At 63.4% G+C, this 17,590-nt stretch carries 15 protein-coding genes; 11 read left to right on the top strand and 4 right to left on the bottom strand.

All coding sequences use genetic code 11. The features are described from left to right. Positions 1-61 precede the first annotated feature (61 nt). The 3 genes from F8A90_RS17750 to F8A90_RS12030 form a co-directional block, all read right to left on the bottom strand. The gene (locus tag F8A90_RS17750; RefSeq protein WP_442778868.1) at positions 62-793 is read right to left on the bottom strand and encodes a helix-turn-helix domain-containing protein; all 732 of its coding nucleotides are present in this window, start codon (positions 791-793) and stop codon (positions 62-64) included. Positions 794-898: 105 nt separating this feature from the next. Beyond that, positions 899-3,175: a sensor histidine kinase gene (locus F8A90_RS12035; protein ID WP_166018576.1), complete on the bottom strand. Its 2,277-nt coding sequence runs from the start codon at positions 3,173-3,175 to the stop codon at positions 899-901. Next, the gene (locus tag F8A90_RS12030; RefSeq protein ID WP_200017304.1) at positions 3,172-4,749 is read right to left on the bottom strand and encodes a sigma-54-dependent transcriptional regulator; all 1,578 of its coding nucleotides are present in this window, start codon (positions 4,747-4,749) and stop codon (positions 3,172-3,174) included. Before F8A90_RS12030 ends, F8A90_RS12035 begins: the two co-directional genes overlap by 4 nt. Positions 4,750-5,357: 608 nt before the next feature. Here F8A90_RS12030 and F8A90_RS12025 point away from each other — a divergent pair. The 10 genes from F8A90_RS12025 to F8A90_RS11980 all read left to right on the top strand — a co-directional run bounded on the left by F8A90_RS12025 (position 5,358) and on the right by F8A90_RS11980 (position 14,508). After that, a complete protein-coding gene (locus tag F8A90_RS12025) occupies positions 5,358-6,281 on the top strand; it encodes a substrate-binding domain-containing protein (protein WP_200017303.1) in 924 nt (307 codons plus the stop codon). Between the two features lie 26 nt (positions 6,282-6,307). Then, a complete protein-coding gene (locus F8A90_RS12020; protein WP_233593312.1) occupies positions 6,308-6,982 on the top strand; it encodes an ABC transporter permease in 675 nt (224 codons plus the stop codon). 120 nt (positions 6,983-7,102) lie between these two features. Beyond that, complete coding sequence (locus F8A90_RS12015) at positions 7,103-7,915, top strand: ABC transporter ATP-binding protein (RefSeq protein ID WP_200017302.1); 813 nt, start codon at positions 7,103-7,105, stop codon at positions 7,913-7,915. A 152-nt stretch (positions 7,916-8,067) separates the two neighbouring features. Further along, entirely contained in the window at positions 8,068-8,784 is a 717-nt protein-coding gene (gene mobA / locus F8A90_RS12010) for a molybdenum cofactor guanylyltransferase (RefSeq protein WP_233593311.1), read from the top strand. A gap of 516 nt (positions 8,785-9,300) precedes the next feature. After that, positions 9,301-9,900 (top strand): molybdopterin-guanine dinucleotide biosynthesis protein B, encoded by a 600-nt coding sequence (gene mobB / locus F8A90_RS12005; RefSeq protein ID WP_200020012.1) that lies wholly within the window; start codon positions 9,301-9,303, stop codon positions 9,898-9,900. Next, complete coding sequence (locus F8A90_RS12000) at positions 9,897-11,348, top strand: molybdopterin molybdotransferase MoeA (RefSeq protein WP_200017301.1); 1,452 nt, start codon at positions 9,897-9,899, stop codon at positions 11,346-11,348. Before mobB ends, F8A90_RS12000 begins: the two co-directional genes overlap by 4 nt. A 163-nt stretch (positions 11,349-11,511) precedes the next feature. Then, complete coding sequence (moaC, locus tag F8A90_RS11995) at positions 11,512-12,375, top strand: cyclic pyranopterin monophosphate synthase MoaC (RefSeq protein WP_166018569.1); 864 nt, start codon at positions 11,512-11,514, stop codon at positions 12,373-12,375. A gap of 1 nt (position 12,376) precedes the next feature. After that, the gene (locus F8A90_RS11990) at positions 12,377-12,997 is read left to right on the top strand and encodes a molybdenum cofactor biosynthesis protein MoaE (protein ID WP_166018568.1); all 621 of its coding nucleotides are present in this window, start codon (positions 12,377-12,379) and stop codon (positions 12,995-12,997) included. Beyond that, the gene (gene moaA, locus F8A90_RS11985) at positions 12,994-13,983 is read left to right on the top strand and encodes a GTP 3',8-cyclase MoaA (RefSeq protein WP_166018567.1); all 990 of its coding nucleotides are present in this window, start codon (positions 12,994-12,996) and stop codon (positions 13,981-13,983) included. The genes F8A90_RS11990 and moaA overlap by 4 nt, the downstream gene beginning before the upstream one ends. A 240-nt stretch (positions 13,984-14,223) precedes the next feature. Then, positions 14,224-14,508 carry an H-NS family histone-like protein gene (locus tag F8A90_RS11980; RefSeq protein WP_043336782.1) on the top strand — a complete coding sequence of 95 codons (285 nt, stop codon included), beginning with the start codon at positions 14,224-14,226 and terminating at the stop codon, positions 14,506-14,508. Positions 14,509-14,717: 209 nt separating this feature from the next. Here the strand turns inward: F8A90_RS11980 and F8A90_RS11975 are convergent, their stop codons facing one another. Continuing rightward, positions 14,718-16,298: a ribonuclease J gene (locus F8A90_RS11975; protein ID WP_043336797.1), complete on the bottom strand. Its 1,581-nt coding sequence runs from the start codon at positions 16,296-16,298 to the stop codon at positions 14,718-14,720. A 414-nt stretch (positions 16,299-16,712) separates the two neighbouring features. Here F8A90_RS11975 and purU point away from each other — a divergent pair, with 414 nt between their 5' ends. After that, the gene (gene purU, locus F8A90_RS11970; RefSeq protein WP_166018566.1) at positions 16,713-17,567 is read left to right on the top strand and encodes a formyltetrahydrofolate deformylase; all 855 of its coding nucleotides are present in this window, start codon (positions 16,713-16,715) and stop codon (positions 17,565-17,567) included. Positions 17,568-17,590: the final 23 nt, after the last annotated feature.

The raw sequence follows: 17,590 nt of genomic DNA, 5'->3' as shown, positions 1-17,590 counted from the left end.
TTGGGTCGTGCTGGCCTGGGTCGTGCTGGCAGGGCCGAGCAGCTCTCGAGCGAATGCCTGGCTAGCGACTCTGTGCGATGCATAACCACTGGCAGCTTTGGGCTTCATCAGCGCCCGAGGCTTCATGATTGATACCTTCACCGCTTGCGAGTTCATCGCTTGCGGCTTGTGACGCATCAGGCTTGCGCCAATACAGTTGATAGCGCTCCCCGGCATGCAGTCGCGCAGCATCACCGCATTCGAGAAGTGCCTCCTGGCAGGCCGCCGTCGCGGGGAACTCGATGCGCAGTGCGCCGTGCGTGACCAGTACCAGGCTGTCATGCGCGGCCTGCAGATAGGCGCTGCACTCCGGTGCGAGGCTGCCCAGCTCGACGTGGGGTTGTGGCGTTGTCTGCCGGGATTGATCAATGCGTCGCAGGCTGAGACCCGGTCCACAGCCCGCGATCGGTTCATGCTCGCTGTCACGCAGGATGCGTGGCGGTTCGACGGGTATCTCATCGCTGAAGAAGTCGCTCAGCGAGATCGGAAATACCTCGAGAATCTTGTTCAGCGAGCTGACGGAAGGGCTGACCGCGTCCTGCTCGACCTGCGAGATGGTCGAATTGGTCACCTGGGCACGCTTGGCCAGTTCGCGCTGAGAGAGGCCATGACATGTGCGCAGTTCGCGCAGCCGCTTGCCCAGCGTGCGAGGCGCTGCCATTTCCTCGTCTGCCATTTTCTCGTCATCAGTGGGCTGCGCTGCCTTGCCGGCAGTGAGAGGTTCGGGGGCAGTAGGGGAGCTATCGTGCGACATCAGTGGTGCCTGATTGAGTGAGCATGCGCGCAGGCTAGCACGCGGGCGGGAGTCCGTGGCAGTGCCCCTCGCCAAGGCCAAGTATGCTCATCTGCCGCCTGTGGCTCAAGGCGAGCGACTGCTGCCCCCGGCGCTGAGCGTCTCGAGCAGATGGCGCCCTTGATCATCCTCATGATGCCGGCGTGCGATGCACGGCAGCCACAGGCAGAAGGTGGCGCCACCACCGGGGGTATCTTCCAGCCATAGCCTGCCCCCCAGCTGGGTGATCAAGCCCGATGAGACGGATAGCCCGATGCCCGAGCCATTGGCACGCGTGGTGAAGAAGGGCGTGAAGATGCGCGACTTCAGATGCTCCGGCACGCCTGCGCCGTGGTCGATGACGCGTATCTCGACTCCCGCCACGGGGGCGAGCTCTGCTCCTGACGCTTGCACTGAGGCTGATACTGTCGCTGAGGCTGACGTATCCGGACGGCTGTCTGGCTCGCCGTTCATTTCGGCCAGCGCCGCATCACGATCACGGCTGGTGATGCACAGCGTATCCGGCGCAGGCGCCATCTCGATGGCGTTGATCAGCAGGTTGACCAGCACCTGGGTCAGTTGGGCGCGATCGGCCTCGATCAGGCGAGTCGCCGCCAGCTCATGCTGCAATTGATGGCCATGATGATCCAGCGCGTGCCTGACCAGCACCTCGACACTGTGGATCGCCTCATCGGGATGAATCTGGCTGAGGTGAGGCGCGCCGAGTGACGGCGTCAATGAGTTGCCGTCGCCAATGTCGTTGGAGGCGAGCGGGTCGCGCGCGTACTGACGCAGGTTGTCGACCAGCGCGCGAATGCGCTCGACCTGATGGATGATGGTGGCGATTTCCTCGCGCACCGGCTCGGCCTGTTCACCGAGAATCACCTCGATCAACTCGACATGACCGAGAATTACGGCAGCGGGGTTGTTGATCTCGTGGCCGATACCCGCCGTCAGTTCGCCCAGCGCTGCCAGTTTCTCGCGGGTCAGCAGGCGCGCACGCGCTTCACGCAGCAGGCGGACGTGTTCCTCCAGTGCCTGACTGCGTTCTCGCAGCGTGGCGGTCTGGGCGCTCAGATCGCGGGTGCGATCCTCCACCTGGGCTTCCAGCGTCTGGGCCGCGAGCTGTATCTCGTGGCGGTGCGCTTCCAGTCGCGCCAGCATGGCGTCGAATTCCTCGGCCAGTTCATCCAGCTCATCACCGTGCCGTTGCGCCGGCCCCAGCGAGGACAGCGGACCTATGCGCAAGCCTTCCTGTGAGGGGGTATCACGCACGGCATGCACCACACGGCGAATCTGTCGGATCGGCTGCATCAGGCGCTCGATGCTGCTCCACACCAGCAGTACCCCCAACAGGCTGACCGCGATCAGCACCAGGCTGATATGCGTCAGCGTCTCGCGATAGAGCCGCGCGTAGGGCGCCTGCGGATAGCCTGCGTAGATCATGCCGATCCGCTGACCATCCAGAGAATCCAGCGGGGCATAGGCGGCCACGAACCAGTCACGAACCACGAAGGCACGATTGATATAGCGCTCGCCATTGCCGATCACCTGACGCTTCACCTCCAGCGATGCGCGTGTGCCCAGTGCACGCTCGCCGCTGGCGTCGGTGACATTGGTGGCGATACGGACATCATCGAGAAACAGGGTGATGGTGCCGGTGCCATCTTCCGGCAGGGTGCCGGGGCCATAGAGTAGATCGCGGATCTCATCGACCAGACGCGGGTCGCGATTGAGCAGGCGGCCCGCATCCAGCGCGCCCAGCAGCTTGCCCTCGCCATCGAGGATGGGCACCAGCGCCCGCAGCAGCATGCCGCGGTTTTCCTCGCGACGGGCACTGGGTTGTGCGTAGGGCGTCTGGCGCAGCGCAAGGCGCGCGCGCTCGGCAAGCGCAGGATCCAGCGTCGCCAGTGAATCGCTGGACAGCATGTCGAGGCCATCCAGGCTTTCGCCGCGCGCCAGTTGCGGAATCAGCGCAGCGACGCCGGGCGTCTGGCGCAACTGCTCGGTGGGCAACCAGCGCAGCCAGTCGGCGTTGAGGGTGTCCCGCATGGTAACCAGGCGCGGCACCAGGCGTGGCAACAGCTGCGCGGTCTGCTCATCGGGTGCCACCAGCTGGCGCAGGTTGCGACGCATCGCTTCCAGGCCATCACGCAGGCGCTGATGCTGGCTCTGTAGCGTGCGGCTGGCGACATCGAGATCGCTGCGCACGTTCATGTACAGCTGGCGGTCGGTATAGGCTGTGGTCCAGTAGGCGGTCAGGCCGACCAGCGCCAGCATCAGCGCCAGCAGCGGCGCCAGTGTCAGCAGCAGCAGCCTGCGCCGCAGCGAACCGGCGAAGTAATGGCGCAGGCGCTTGATCATGCGCTGCCGTCGGCTCCGTAGGGAGTGGCAGACGCAGTGGAGGTGGCGGGTTGATCGCTCTCAGTACCGCTCCCAGCATCACTCTCAGTGCCATTCTCAGCGCCGCTGTCCTCACTGATTTGCTGCTCGGCGCGCCAGGTGGTCAGCTTGCGATCCAGTGTCTTGCGCGAGATGCCCAGTTGTCGGGCGGCGGCTGACTTGTTGTTGGCATGTCGCTCCAGCACTGCGCACAGATGGGCCTTTTCCACCGCATCCAATGACCACTCGAGTGGATAGCCGCTGCTGGCGGCCTCTTCCTTGGTGGAGGTGGTCGCGTTCCCGCTGCCGTCCCATGCCAGGTGGCCTGATGCCTGTTCGGCCTGCGCGTCGGCCGGCAGGGTATCGCCGGGCAGGCGGCCGAGCAGCAAGGCGCGTTCGATGACGTTCTTGAGTTCCCGTACATTGCCGGGCCAGGAATAGTGGCACAGGCGAGTGAGATCAGAGTGCTGCCAGGGCACGGCGGGGAGATTGAGTTCGCGCGACAGTTGGCGCGAGAAGTGCTGGGCCAGCGCCGGGATGTCCTCCGGGCGCTCGCGCAGGGCCGGCAGCGTCAGGCTCAGCACGTTGAGGCGATAGTAGAGATCTTCGCGGAAGCGGCCTGCGGCTACCTCCGTTTCCAGTGTGCGGTGGGTGGCGGCCACGATACGCACATCGACTGCCTGTTCCTGCTCGCCGCCGACGGGGCGCACGCGGCGCGTTTCCAGCACCCGCAACAGCTTGGCCTGCATCGCCAGGGGCATCTCGCCGATTTCATCCAGGAACAGCGTGCCGCCATCAGCGAAGCTGAACAGGCCATCACGGCCTCGATGCGCGCCGGTGAAGGCCCCCTTGAGGTGGCCGAACAGCTCGCTCTCCAACAGCTCCGGGCTGATGGCGCCGCAGTTGACCGGCACGAAGGCGCCGCGCCGACCGGACAGGCGATGCAGATCACGCGCCGCCAGCTCCTTGCCGGTGCCGGATTCCCCCAGGATCAGCACCGGCGAGGGCGCAGGGGCAACGCGTGCGATGATATGCGCCAGCTCCTGCATGGCAGGGCTCTCGCCCTTGAGGCTGGCCTCTTCCTGCTGATGGCGGGCATTGTCGCGACGGAGCAGGAAGTTTTCCCGCGTCAGCTGGCGGCGCTCGAGGCAGCGGTCCAGCGCGGCCTGCAGCTGTTCGAGACGAAACGGCTTGATGATGAAATCACAGGCCCCGGCCCGCAGTGCGCGCACAGCGGTCTCGAGATCGGCGTAGGCCGTCATGAAGATGACATCGCTGACCGATGAGGGCGCAAGGGCTTCATCCCAGTCAAGGCCATCACGCCCCGGCAGGCGAATGTCGAGCAGGATGAGGTCGAAGTGGAGACGCGAGCGCAGGGCTTCGGCCTGCTCGACACTCTCGGCGCATTCGATCAGCGCGAAGCGCGAGGACAATGCCTTCTCCAGATAGCGGCGCATGCCTGGCTCGTCATCGACGATCAGTACCGAGGCGGTGGGGAGGGGGTCGCTGCCGCTACGCCGGGTCTCACGGGGTGTGGAGGGGGCGTGGGCAGTCATGGCGTTCCTCGGGTCAACAGGGCAGTAATAATGGTCGCAGGGGAGATCATCTCTATCATGCGGGCATTGTGGCGTGCTGCTCACTGGTAATCTAGCGCTGGATGGCACATTGCTGCCTCTTTCTGCTTGCGCTTGCCACAGGCGAAGCCTTGCAGCCTTGTCAGCACGCGGCGCTGGCGGGCAGGGTTGGCAGGCTGTCCCGTTGTGCTACGCAAGGCCCGGCGATGATGGGTCAATTGGGGCGTCATGGGTCAGCGGTGGTCGTGCCTGGAGTTATTGTCAGTATTTTCCCTGCCCTTCCGGCAGTGCTATACCAGCATCGCCATCCGCCCCGCCAGGGTTAGCGACAAGGATAGCGACCTCAGCAGGGCGACAGGGACGTCAGCAGGCGGGAGCCGGCAACTCAGCCTGCTGGAGAAGATTCCGGTATCATCGCCGGCTGTCTTGCGTGCCAGCCCATGTATCAGTCCGATGCCAAAGCTCTGAAAGCCTCTGATGGATGACAGGTCTTGTCACGAGAGCGCTTTCGGCATGTCGTTTGCAGAGTCAGCATTCACGTTGATGTCATCAATACCGTCACGCCATAAAAATATTCAGGGAGCATCCCCATGCTGCAACGCCATACATTGTCTTCTCGTCGCCTGCTGGCCACTCTCGCAGGCCTGTCATTCGGTGCGCTGAGCATTCTGCCGGCCCAGGCGGCCGACGACATCATTCGTCTGGCCACCACGACCAGCACCTACAACTCAGGCCTGCTCGATCACCTGCTGCCGGAGTATGAACAGGCCCACGATGTCACCATTCAGGTCATCGCGGTCGGTACCGGCAAGGCGTTGCGCATGGGGCAGGACGGCGATGTGGATCTGGTGATGACCCACGCCCCGGGTGCCGAGCGCAAGTTCGTCGATGCCGGCTACGGCATCGAGCCGCATGGCGTGATGTACAACGACTTCGTGCTGCTCGGCCCCGAGTCGGACCCGGCGGCCATTGACGGCATGCAGGATGTGGATGCGGCACTGGGCAAGATCGCCAGCGCCAATGCCGGCTTCATCTCGCGCGGCGATGATTCCGGCACCCACAAGAAGGAATTGGCCTTGTGGCAGAGTGCCGATGTCACCCCTGACTTCTCCGGCTACAAGGCCGTCGGCCAGGGCATGGGCAAGGTGCTGAGCATGGCCAGTGAACTGCAGGACTACACCCTGAGTGATCGTGGCACCTGGCTTGCGATGGAAGACAAGCTGGAGCTTGAGATTCTGGTCGAGGGCGATGCGCGCCTCTTCAACCCCTATCAGGTGATTCTGGTCAACCCGGCCAATCATGACGGGCTCAATACCCGTGGTGCGCGTGAGCTGGCCGAATGGCTGATCTCCAGCGAAGGGCAGCAGGCAATCGATGATTACCGTCTCAAGGGCAAGGCGCTGTTCCATGCCAGCCACGGCGAGACCGGCTTCGATGCTCGCCAGACAGCGGACCGCGCCTCTGAGCGCACGCCGGTGAAGGCGCAGGACGCACAGGCTGAGCCGCGTTCGTGAGCTTGTGGCAAACCACGCAGGAGGCCTTGAGCCTCCTGCTGAGCATGGATGGCGCGCTGTGGGAGATCATCGGCGTGTCGTTTCGTGTCTCGCTGATGGCGATGCTAATCGCGGTGCCACCGGCACTGTTGATCGCCTTCGTGCTGGTTCGCTGCGCCTTCCCGGGGCGCTGGCTGCTGATCTCGCTGATCAATACCCTGATGGCCGTCCCCACCGTGGTGGTGGGGCTGCTGCTGTTCATCCTGTTGTCGCGCGCTGGCCCGCTGGGTGATTGGCATCTGCTGTTCACCCAACCGGCGATGGTGATCGGGCAGATTCTGCTCGCCCTGCCGATTCTGGTGGTGATGCTGCATGCCGCGTTGGCGGGGGTCGACAAACGTGCCTGGGAGACAGCCTTGCAGCTGGGGGCGTCGCGCCGGGCGGCGCTCTGGCGGCTGGTGATGGAGGCCCGTTTCGGCGTGATGGCGGCGTTGGTGGCCGCGTTTGGTAGAATCATCGCTGAAGTGGGTTGCGCCATGATGGTGGGTGGTAACATTGCCGGTTTCACGCGCAATATCACCACGGCCATCGCGCTGGAAACCCTCAAGGGCGAGTATGCCCAGGGGGTTGCCCTGGGCATGGTATTGCTGGTGCTGGCACTGGCGCTCAATCTGATGCTGGGGGTGTTGCGCGGTCGCGGTCAGCTGGCGGTGCAGGCCTGACCTCAGGCCCCGCCGCCAGTCGCGTTCTGCTCCCCCAGTATGAAAGCCGCCTGCCAACCCGTTGAGACAAGCACACGCCAGCACTGATCGCGTCAGGCTGAATCGTCGTATGGAGTCATGATGTTCCCCCCTAGTTCTTCGTCCTCGTCTGTTCCCCCGGGCGACCCCTCCAGCCCGGTGACGGGGGCTGGCTTCGCGCAAGCCTCGCCGTCTGTTGCCCGGGCACTTGATGCTGACGCAAGCGTTGCTCCCCTGTTGCGCGTGCGTGGCCTCGAATATCGCTTGCCGTCTGCGGCGCAAGTCTCCGGCGAGGGCGTCGAGGCGCAAGGGCGCCTGTTATGGCATGTGGCGGCGCTGGATTGGGTACCGACCCCAGCGTCCGGCTGGGTGCACCTCAAGGGTGACAACGGTAGCGGCAAGACCACGCTGCTGCGCGTGCTGGCCGGCATGCAGTCAGCGACCGGCGGCAAGCTTGAATGGCAGACCCGTGACGCTCATCCGGTGCGCTACCTGCATCAGCAGCCGTATCTGTTCGATACCAGCGTGGCCGGCAATCTGGTGCTGGCGGCTCGCTGGCAACCCGAGAGCGGCTCTGCCGGGCAGCAGCGTGATCAGGTCGAGGAGATGCTGCGCTGGAGCGGGCTGAGCGATCAGGCCCGTCAGCCGGCCCGCTCCCTGTCGGGTGGCGAGCGAGCGCGACTGGCATTGGCGCGCGCCTGGTTGTCGCGTCCGCCGGTGCTGTTGCTGGATGAGCCTGCCGCCAATCTGGACCAGGCCGCTGTCGAGCAGTTGGCGCTGCGACTGGAGCAGATGTGCCAGCAGGGGTGTGCGGTGATCCTGTCCTCACATCAGGACAATGCCTTGAGTCAGGGCTCGAGTGAGCGCTGGACGCTGAGCGCTGCCAGCCTGCACACTGAGCCCTCAGCGGGCTGAGTTGCCTTCAATAGCTGAGCCTTCGGCTAGGCGCCTCAAGCTTCAGAGCTGAGAAAGCCCTGTTCATCAGCCGCTTGCACTGGATGCCCTGCCAGCGGCCCTGCTGCATGATATTACCTGCGCCTTTGCGCACTCGACCGGGATACGCCTTCATGCCGAGCTCCAATCACACCTCTGACGCCATGCCACTGCCGAGCGATGCCGAGCAGCTCAAGGCCTCGCTCACGTCTGCCAATATCACCGGGGTGGTGCTGGCCGGCGGCCAGGCGCGGCGCATGGGTGGCGTCGACAAGGGGCTGGTCACGCTCAATGAGGTGCCGCTGGTGGCGCATGTACTGGCGCGGCTGACCCCTCAGGTGGGCGAGCTGCTGATCAATGCCAACCGCTCGCACTCCGAGTATGCCGCCTATGGGCATCCACTGGTCGAAGACAGCGAGCAGGGCTACCACGGTCCCCTGATGGGCATGGCCAGTGCGCTGGCGGCAGCGCGGACGCCCTGGGTGATGATGGTAGCCTGCGATGTGCCGCATCTGCCCAATGAACTGGTCGAAACGCTGAGCGTGGCGTTGATCGACCAGGCCAACGGCGATCAGCTGGAAGGCTTCAGTGTCGAGGGCGGTCACGCGGTCGATGCCGGGCCCGCGCTGCTGGCCGTGGCGGCAGACGAGTTTCGTTACCATCCGGTGATCTGTCTCATGCATCGTGGCCTGCTGCCGTCTCTGCAGGCGGCGCTGGCCGCTGGCGAGCGCAAGATCGACCGCTGGTTCGATCAGCATGTCTGGCTCAAGGTGCAGGCGGGCAGCGAGCAGGACTTCGCCAACCTCAATACCCTTGAAGAATGCCGTGAGATGGAAGCCGGCTCGCGCTGAGCGCGCTTCATTCCTGACGTTCCTAGCGTGTCATCCGTTCCCGCTTGCACGCCCAAGGTGTGTCATTGTGATGCAAGTAGTCATCGCCGGGAGCGTCTCTTCAGGAGTCTGGCGGCTTATTGTCTTTGCCTGTCAGGATTTGATGGCCTTGGGGTTGCACCTTTCACGTGTCGTGTCTGGCGGTTCTGGCGGGTATCTTGCCACTCAGCGTCGTTGCCCCCATTGAACCCTTGTTCATGTCGAGCCGTTCCCCATTGAAATGAGCGCCATGCGTGTTCACCTTCATGGCATCCGCTCAGCCCGCAGCAGTCATCGTCATCTTTTCCCTTGCGGGCGCGGGAGCGCTGCGGTGAACCCGTCGATAGGCCGCCATACGCCGGAATCACCAAGAGAACCTTCATGCCTGAGTCTTCCTCCACGACTGACCAGCGTGCTGATACCGCTGTCAGTGCTGAACATTCCTCCCCCCGCAGTGATGCTCCCACGTCGCGTGGTGATATTTCTCATGAGGTCGGGATGTCGCCCGCCTGGCAGGCACGTCTGGCGGCGTCAGCGTGTCCGCTGCTGGGCATCGCGGCCTGGAGCGGCACCGGCAAGACCACGCTGCTCGAGCAGCTGCTGCCCGAGTTGAGCGCGCGCGGCCTCCGCGTCGCCGTGATCAAGCATGCGCATCATGCCTTCGATGTCGATACGCCGGGCAAGGACAGCCATCGTCTGCGAACGGCCGGTGCCGTGCCGATGCTGGTGGCATCTGCTAAGCGCTTTGCGCTGATGATGGAGACGCCGGACCAGGCGGAGGCCGATCTGGAACAGCTGGTGGCGCAGCTCGAGGGGCTGGAGGTGGACCTGATTCTGGTCGAGGGCTTCAAGCAGTGGCCGCTGCCCAAGCTTGAACTGTACCGCGAGGCCGTAGGCAAGCCGCTGAGAGCCCCGGAGGACCCCTGGATTCATGCGCTGGCGACACCGGCGGCGCAGCTGCCGACTCGTGAGGATGTGCCGCAGGACCTCAAGCGGCTGGATCTTGACGATCCTCAGGCGCTGGCCGCCTGGATCGCCGCCTGGCCGGTGCACTGGCGTCTGGAAGGCGGCAAGCCGCGTGGCGAGGTGGGCGCATGAGTCTGTCGTGTTTCGATCCACGTTTCGGCGAGCGCATGCTGAGTGTCGATGAAGCCTTGAGCGTGCTGGGAGAGAGCCTGGTGGGCGTGATGCGCACGCCACGCAGCGAACGTGTCCCCCTGGCGCAGGCGCCCGGACGTGTGCTCGCCGAGATGGTCATCTCGCCGCTGGATGTCCCGGCACAGACCAACGCGGCGATGGACGGCATCGCGATGGCGCGGGCTTCATTGCCAGACGCGGAGAGCGGCGAGCCTCTGAGCGATCGTGGCGAATTGAGCAATCGCTGCCAGCTGAGCGTAATCGGCAGCTCGCTGGCGGGCCATCCCTGGACGGGCCGGGCGCTCGCCGCGGGGGAGGCCATGCGCATCACGACTGGCGCGGCTCTGCCCACAGGCGCCGACACCGTCGTCATGCAGGAGCAGCTCGAGTATCACTCCGCGCAGAGCGAGGGAAGGGATGAAGGGCAGGGCGAGGGCTTGATTGAGAGCGAAGCAGGCGAGCGGGTGGTGATCGAGGGCGTGACCAGCATTCGCCGTGGCCAGAACGTGCGTCAGGCCGGAGAGGATATCGCGCGCGGCAGCCATGTGATGGCGCCGGGCCAGTGGCTGACGCCTGCCGCCGTGGGTGTGCTGGCGTCGCTCGGACTCGCTGAGGTCGCCGTCTATCGGCCACTGACGGTGGCGGTCTTCTCCACCGGTGACGAGGTCACGGCCCCCGGCGAGACGCTGCCGGCTGGCGGCATCTATGACGCCAATCGCTTCAGCCTCGTGGCGCTGCTGCGCGATCAGGGCATCGAGGTGCTGGATCTTGGCATCCTGAGCGATGACGAGGCGAGCGTGAGTGCTGCCCTGCATGATGCCGCGACGCGTGCCGACATGGTCATCACCTCCGGCGGCGTGTCGGTGGGCGAGGCCGATCATGTGCGCAGTGCCCTCGCTGCCTGTGGTGAACTCGCGCTGTGGCGCATCGCCATGCGTCCGGGGCGCCCGCTGGCGTTCGGCATGTTGCGTGCCACTCCCGCCGGCACCGAGTCGTCATCTGGCCAGGTGCCGTTCTTCGGCTTGCCGGGCAATCCGGTGGCGACCATGGTCACCTTCCTGCAGTTCGTGCTGCCCGCGCTGCGCCTGTTGTCGGGCCAGCAGCGGTTGGCGAAGGGTGAGGCGAACGCCTCCGCGACGACGCTGGCGCAGTGGCAAGCCCCGCGCCTGCAGCTGATCGCCGGCGAGACGCTGCGCTCACGTGCCGAGCGTGTCGATTATCATCGCGGGCAGATCGTGCTGGATGATCAGGGGCGGCAGGTGGTGATGACCACGGGGCGGCAGGGCTCGGGTATTCTGACCTCGATGTTGCTGGCCGAATGCCTGATCGAGATTCCCGCCGGCTGCGCTACGCTTCACGCCGGCGAGCCGGTCATGGTGCAGTGGCTGGGCAGTCGAGGCATCGTCTAGGCGATGCCCGCACAGTGGTCACGCCAGCTGATTCATGAAAAGATAGTCTGCTAATTTATTGGCCAGTCCTGTCCATCAGGGCTTGCCTGCCTGTTTCTTCAGGCTTTGGTATTTCTGAGATTGCCGCCAGTCAGGCGCACCCGATACGGATACGAGACAGCTCATGAGCCTTACTCATCTCAACGCACGCGGCGAAGCCCATATGGTGGATGTTGCGGACAAGCAGGAAACCCGCCGCGAGGCGCGAGCCAGCGCACGCGTCAGCATGCTGCCTGCCACGCTCGCACTGCTCGCCGAAGGTGGCCTGCCCAAAGGGGATGTGCTGGCGACGGCGCGTATTGCCGGTATCCAGGCGGCCAAGCGCACTCATGAGCTGATTCCGCTCTGTCATGCCTTGATGCTCTCCAAGGTGACGGTCGACTTCACGCTGGACAGCGCCAACAGCTGCGTGGAAATTCAGGTGCTGTGTCGCCTCAATGGGCGTACCGGTGTCGAGATGGAGGCGCTGACGGCGGCCTCGGTGGCGGCCTTGACGCTCTATGACATGTGCAAGGCGGTCGACAAGGGTATCGTGATCGGCGATATCCAGCTCGAGACCAAGACCGGCGGCAAGAGTGGTGACTGGCAGCGCCCGGAGGAGGCCGCCGCTGTCGAGCAGACGCCGGTTGAGCCAAGCCGGACTGAATCAAGCTGGGCCGAACCAAGCCGTGCTGCAACAGCTGAGCCTATCGAAGCGACAGCGGGACAGGCCGCTCCGGCGGCACGCGGCGATGCCACCGTGCGGGTTCTCTTCCTGGCGGAACTGCGGGAACGTCTGGACCTCGATAGCCTGGCGCTGAACCTGACGACGCTGTCCCAAGCGACGGTCGGGGGCCTGAAGCGCACCTTGGCGCTGCGTGATCCGCAGCTTGAAGCGCTCAATGACACTCGCGTGCTTTGCGCCGTCAATCAGGACATGGTGCGCGATGACCACCCACTGAATGCCGGTGATGAAGTCGCCTTCTTCCCACCGGTGACGGGGGGCTGACATGACCCAGGTCGCAAACGAAGCCGCGCAGGCCTTTTCGGTCAGCATTCAGGCCAGCGATTTTGATCTGCGTGTCGAGCAGGACGTCCTGACGCGTGGGCGCGGCGATATCGGTGCCGTGGTGTCCTTCACGGGGCTGGTGCGTGATTTCAACCAGCGACCGGATGTCGTCGCGCTGACGCTGGAACACTATCCCGGCATGACGGAGCGTAGCCTCGAACGTCTGATCACAGAGGCGCGCGAGCGCTTCCCGCTCACCGGGGTGCGCATCATTCACCGTGTCGGACGGCTCGAGCCCGGCGACAATATCGTGCTGGTACTGGTCGCCAGTGCGCATCGTCAGGCAGCCTTTGCCGGCTGTGACTTCCTGATGGACCATCTCAAGTCGCGGGCACCTTTCTGGAAAAAGGAGCACACCGCCACAGGAGATTATTGGGTACGGGAACGCTCGAGCGATCGCGAGGCACTCGAGCGCTGGCATCCAGAGTCTGCGGTGATGGCAGAGGGTGGATCGGTAACCCCCTTTGCTGAGCAACAGAAGGCTGATGACTCATTGGCCGAGGCCAGCCGCGAAGAGCGACAATCAGCGCTGGCAACACCCAAGTTTTCGGGAGAGTCATGATGGAAACCCTGGTCGATGACTTCGGTCGTCGCATCCGCTATGTTCGCCTGTCAGTGACGGACCGCTGTGACTTTCGCTGCGTCTATTGCATGAGCGAAGAGATGACCTTTCTGCCGCGTGACGAGGTCTTGAGCCTCGAAGAGATCGCGTTGCTGGCGCGTGCCTTCGTGGAATTGGGAGTCGAGAAGATTCGCCTGACCGGCGGGGAGCCGCTGGTGCGGCGTGATATCGGCAAGCTGGTCGATGAAATCGGCGCGCTCGAGGGGCTCAAGGACTTCTCGATGACCACCAACGGCGCTGGGCTTGCCAAGCACGCCGCGCAGCTGAAGGCCGCCGGCATGTCACGGCTGAATATCAGCCTTGATTCTCTGGACCCGGAGCGCTTCAAGGCGCTGACGCGTACCGGCGACCTGGACAAGGTGATCGCCGGCATCCGTGCTGCGCGCGAGGAAGGTTTCCGCATCAAGCTCAATGCGGTAGTGCTGAAAGGGCGCAATGACCACGAAGTGGTGTCGCTGGTCGAATTTGCGCGCGAGGAAGGGCTGGACATCAGCTTCATCGAAGAGATGCCGCTGGGTCAGGTCTCGGATCACGGTCGTGAGGAGACCTTCTGCTCCAGTGATGATGTCCAGGCGCGCATCGAGACGCGTTATCCGCTGATTCCGACGCTGGAAGACAGCCTGGGGCCGGCGCGCTATTTCCGCATGGCGGACAGCGAATCACGGGTGGGATTCATCTCACCGCACAGTCATAACTTCTGCTCGACCTGCAACCGTGTTCGCGTCACGGTGGAAGGGCGGCTGTTGCTGTGTCTTGGCAATGAGCACTCGCTAGATCTGCGTGACATCATGCGTCGTCACCCGGGTGACATCGAGCCACTCAAGGCCGCGATCATCGATGCCATGCACCTCAAGCCCGAACGTCATCACTTCACGACGGATGGCGATGTCCAGATCGTTCGCTTCATGAACATGACGGGAGGCTGAGTCCTTTTTCGTCATCAGTCAGGGCGCTCATGGTGATCGAGCCATCCTGGATAACTCACAGGCGCTCACAAGAACCCCGCTATCAAGCGGGGTTTTTGTTGGTCTATCCTATGGAAACACTGCCTTGCTTTTGACAAGGCTTGTTAGTTCATATTTAGCGCTTATACTTTGCTGCATTATCACATCCAATGCGATGACTCGCAGGGATTCCAGCTCAGTGCATATGGTGGAGGTAGCGAAATGACAGCCGATTCTCTCGAAAAGATCGCTCGTAACAAGAATGTTGCTCGTGCAGCAGCGCGTCAGCTGTCCATGGAACAACTGCACAAGCTCTCCGAGGTCATCAATGAGGTGATCGAGCAGAAAGCCGAAGAAGATGAGCAGCGCCGCGAAGAAGAAATTGCCAAGGAGCGCAAGCTTGCCGAGATTCGTGATGCGATGATCGAAGCTGGCCTTTCCGTGGATGATCTGGTCAGTGATCAGCCCAAGCGTCGTGGCCGTCCGCCGAAGAACAAGTCCGTTTGAGACCTTCGGCCTGACGCCATGGAGGTGGCTGAAGCGCTTGAGATCGAGATTGCCAGTCGGCAAGACGGCAATGTCGCCATCACCAATCCCTGAGCGCCTCCCAGCAGCAGAAAAGCCCGCCCGGTATTTCCCGGGCGGGCTTTTTCATGCACCGCTTTGTGCAGGGCAGTGAGCTCAAGGTGGCCATCACTTCGGTGATGGCGCGACACTCACTCCTGATTCATGGCCATGATATGCAGGAATAACACCGGCTCATGGCGCAGATGGTTGCGCAGCCAGCGATTGATGCGACCATCGAGTTGCTGCTTGAGTTCACGTTCATTGCTGGCATCTAGGCCTGCCAGGGTGTCATCCAGCCACTCGGCGAAGCTGTCTTCATCCAGGCTTGAGGTACCGCTGATATCCAGCATCAAGCGGCCAATGCGAACCCAGCCTGCCTCCTGCAGCGTGACGGGCAATGCCAGCGAAACGCTGCCATGCCGGCCGAGACGCGCGCGGGCACGGCGGTCCATGGAATCCAGCGGACGCACCTTGTCATGCTCGATGATGCGTTCGTGCAGTGTCAGGCGTTTCTCCACCGACAGCCCCTGAGCATCGAGGCGAATCACGTCACCATTGACGGGAATCAGCGGTGCCTCGATGCCCAGGGACTGTGCCACCTGGGTATGAGCCAGCTGGTGGCGATATTCGCCATGCACCGGCAGCAGACGTACCGGTTTCAGCCAGCCATAGAAGGTGCGCAGTTCTTCCTGCGCCGGATGCCCGGAGGCGTGCAGGTCCGGGAACTGCTTCTCTTCCATGATGCCGACGCCAAGGCGTGTCAGCGCGTTGTGCAGCTTGCCGATGGCCAGCTCATTGCCGGGAATCGCCTTTGAAGAGAAGATCACGGTGTCGCCGGCAGCCAGCTCGAAGTCCGGATGGCGGGAATTGGCCAGGCGTGACAGCGCGGCGCGCGGCTCGCCCTGACTGCCGGTGGCGATCACCATGACCTCTTCCGGGGGCAGATAGCCCAGATCCTTCACCGGTACCAGCGGCGGGAAGTCTTCCAGATAGCCGAGGCCGCGGGCGACGCGCACCATGCGCTCCATGGAGCGACCCAGCAGCGTGATGCGGCGGCCATTGCGTGCGGCGGCGCGCCCCAGCGCCAGTATGCGGGCCAGGTTGCTGGCAAAGCAGGTCACGACGACGCGTCCGCGACAGCCGGCCAGCGTCTTCTCCAGCGCACGTGCCACCTCGCCCTCGCTGCGCGAATGACCCGCCAGCGGTGCATTGGTGGAGTCGCCGACGACCAGATCGACCGGTGCCAATGCCTGATAGCGCTCCGGATCAGTGGGCTCGCCGATCAACGGCTCCGGGTCCAGCTTCCAGTCGCCGGTATGCATCACGCGGTATTCCGGCGTGACGATCAGCAACGAGCAGCTTTCCGGAATGGAGTGGGTTAGCGGCAACAATCGCAGCGCGAAGGGACCGGATTCGAAGCCTTCATCCACCTCGATGATCTGCAGGCTGGAGGTTTCCAGCTCGCGCTCGGCAAACTTGGCACGCAGCAGGCCAGCCGCCAACGGCGTTGCGATGATCGGGCAGCGCCATTTCGGCCACAGCCAGGCGACTGCGCCTATGTGATCTTCGTGGCCATGGGTGATCACCAACATCTGCGGGCTGATGCCCAGACTTGCCAGGGACTCGATATCGGGTACCTGCAACGGACCTTCTGGCAGGTCCTGACGAATCATCATGCCGCAATCCACGGCAATCCAGTGATCCTGATAACCATACAGCGTCAGATTCATGCCGATCTCGCCGCAGCCACCCAGCGGTAGCAGGTGCAGCGGCGGACGTTGTCTCTGACGGACTTGAACGCGGGGTTTCAACATGGATGTCATGCCATCTATAAAATGTGGCTCAACTATACGGGAATCCCGCGAAGCGCCACAAATGGCGCTGTTGTCCGGTCGAGCTGATTCGGTGGCGGTCCAGCCGTCCGCGTGACGCCTTGAGGTGGGCTGGCGTGATGGCCGCTCATCGCAATGTCGTATTGACCATATGGACAGAATCGGGGCTCAGCACTGTTTCAGGTCGCGTGATCAGCTACAATAGCCCACCTTTGCCGAGGGGCTGCTTACGGGCGGTGTCATGATTCCTCGCGCAGGCCGGCGCTTCGCCGGCTGAACATCATTCCCGCTATCACAATGGTTGAACTTACGATGTCTCACGCCTATCGCCTGGTGGTGTCCTGCCCTGATCAGGTCGGAATTGTCGCCCGAGTTTCCACTTTCATCGCCGAGCAGGGCGGGTGGATCACCGAAGCCAATCAGCATTCTGATCTTGGCGCCGGTCGTTTCTTCATGCGCTATGAGATCAACCCCGAAACCATCGGCCTGAGCGCCGATGAGCTCGGCAAGCGCTTCGCCCCGATCGGCGAAGAGTTCGGCATGCAGTGGCGCGTGCATGACACCGCTGCCAAGAAGCGTGTCGTGTTGATGGTTTCCAAAGACTCCCATTGCCTGGTGGACCTGCTGCATCGCTGGCAGTCCGGTGATCTGGATTGCGAGATCCCCTGCGTCATTTCCAACCACGATGACATGCGCTCGCTGGTGGAATGGCACGGCATTCCGTTCCATCACGTGCCGGTCGACAAGAATGACAAGGCCCCGGCCTTTGCCGAGGTCGAGCGTCTGGTGGAAGAATCCCGGGCCGATTGCATCGTGCTGGCGCGCTACATGCAGATTATTCCGCCGAGCCTATGTGAGCGCTATGCCGGTCGCCTGATCAATATCCATCACAGCTTCCTGCCTTCCTTCGTAGGCGCCAAGCCGTATCACCAGGCCTTCGGACGTGGGGTCAAGCTGATCGGGGCGACCTGCCATTATGTGACCGAAGAGCTGGATGCCGGCCCGATCATCGAGCAGGACATCCATCGCGTCACTCACTGCCATACCGCCGAGGAACTGGTGCGCATCGGCCGGGATGTCGAGCAGAAAGTGCTGGCGCGCGGGCTGCGTTGGCACCTGCAGGATCGCGTGCTGATCCACGGCAACAAGACCATCGTCTTCGCCTGAGCCTCGCTTGCTCAACGCATGAG

This window comes from Cobetia sp. cqz5-12 (assembly GCF_016495405.1).
Classification (GTDB): Bacteria; Pseudomonadota; Gammaproteobacteria; order Pseudomonadales; family Halomonadaceae; genus Cobetia.
Note: the sequence above shows the minus strand (reverse complement) of the source record. Positions and strands in the feature narration are given on the sequence as shown.

Excerpts from the sequence above, each read along its gene's own strand:
- mobA (WP_233593311.1), top strand. The coding sequence starts at position 8,068 with ATGCCGAGCTCCAATCACACCTCTGACGCCATGCCACTGCCGAGCGAT.
- moaC (WP_166018569.1), top strand. The coding sequence starts at position 11,512 with ATGAGCCTTACTCATCTCAACGCACGCGGCGAAGCCCATATGGTGGAT.
- F8A90_RS12030 (WP_200017304.1), bottom strand. The coding sequence starts at position 4,749 with ATGACTGCCCACGCCCCCTCCACACCCCGTGAGACCCGGCGTAGCGGC.
- F8A90_RS12015 (WP_200017302.1), top strand. The coding sequence starts at position 7,103 with ATGTTCCCCCCTAGTTCTTCGTCCTCGTCTGTTCCCCCGGGCGACCCC.
- F8A90_RS12025 (WP_200017303.1), top strand. The coding sequence starts at position 5,358 with ATGCTGCAACGCCATACATTGTCTTCTCGTCGCCTGCTGGCCACTCTC.
- F8A90_RS11975 (WP_043336797.1), bottom strand. The coding sequence starts at position 16,298 with ATGAATCTGACGCTGTATGGTTATCAGGATCACTGGATTGCCGTGGAT.
- F8A90_RS12000 (WP_200017301.1), top strand. The coding sequence starts at position 9,897 with ATGAGTCTGTCGTGTTTCGATCCACGTTTCGGCGAGCGCATGCTGAGT.
- mobB (WP_200020012.1), top strand. The coding sequence starts at position 9,301 with ATGTCGCCCGCCTGGCAGGCACGTCTGGCGGCGTCAGCGTGTCCGCTG.
- F8A90_RS11980 (WP_043336782.1), top strand. The coding sequence starts at position 14,224 with ATGACAGCCGATTCTCTCGAAAAGATCGCTCGTAACAAGAATGTTGCT.
- F8A90_RS17750 (WP_442778868.1), bottom strand. The coding sequence starts at position 793 with ATGTCGCACGATAGCTCCCCTACTGCCCCCGAACCTCTCACTGCCGGC.
- purU (WP_166018566.1), top strand. The coding sequence starts at position 16,713 with ATGTCTCACGCCTATCGCCTGGTGGTGTCCTGCCCTGATCAGGTCGGA.
- F8A90_RS11990 (WP_166018568.1), top strand. The coding sequence starts at position 12,377 with ATGACCCAGGTCGCAAACGAAGCCGCGCAGGCCTTTTCGGTCAGCATT.
- moaA (WP_166018567.1), top strand. The coding sequence starts at position 12,994 with ATGATGGAAACCCTGGTCGATGACTTCGGTCGTCGCATCCGCTATGTT.
- F8A90_RS12035 (WP_166018576.1), bottom strand. The coding sequence starts at position 3,175 with ATGATCAAGCGCCTGCGCCATTACTTCGCCGGTTCGCTGCGGCGCAGG.